Here is a 614-nt window from a genome sequence, read left to right as displayed (position 1 = left end):
CTTCAAGAAATCGAAGTAAATGGAAAAATGGTCTCACCTGGTTTCGACTTTCTAGGGTTCAATATCAGGCAATATCCTGCCGGAAAACACGTCTCGGGGAAAAGTGGCGGCAGGACAAGCAAGCTACTCGGGTTCAAAACTCACACAAAACCTAATAAGGAAGCAATCAAAGCCCACATCGAAAAGGTAAAAGAGGTGATAAAGAAACACAAAACATCACCTCAAGCCGCCCTGATTAAAGAGCTAAACCCCATTATCACAGGATGGTCAAGGTACTACTCAGGGGCAGTCTCCTCGGAGATTTTCGGAAAGCTGGATGAAATACTTTGGCAACAACTACGGGCATGGGTAGTGTCAAGATGCGGTAATGCCAATTACAAAACGCTCAGGAAATACTTCCGAAAAGGAAAAGTGATACTGAGCAATGGGAAAGAAAGGAATGAGAAGTGGATTTTCCAAACAAAGGATGGTCTACGACTGCAACAACATAACTGGACTCCTATCATTAGGCACAAACTGGTCAAACCAGACGCATCAACGTATGACGGAAACTGGGTCTATTGGGCAACAAGGAGAGGGAAATCACCAGAAATCTCAAACCGAGAAGCCCGACT

The 614-nt window shown here is 44.6% G+C and carries 1 protein-coding gene; it reads left to right on the top strand.

The genetic code is table 11. The annotated features are described in order from the left end of the window. A partial coding sequence (locus LKE08_RS00275) for a group II intron maturase-specific domain-containing protein (RefSeq protein ID WP_324702192.1) occupies positions 1 to 614 on the top strand: 614 nt, incomplete at both ends.

Source organism: Lyngbya sp. CCY1209 (assembly GCF_035615495.1).
GTDB lineage: Bacteria > Cyanobacteriota > Cyanobacteriia > Cyanobacteriales > Microcoleaceae > Limnospira.
This window is presented reverse-complemented; position numbering and strand designations above follow the sequence as displayed.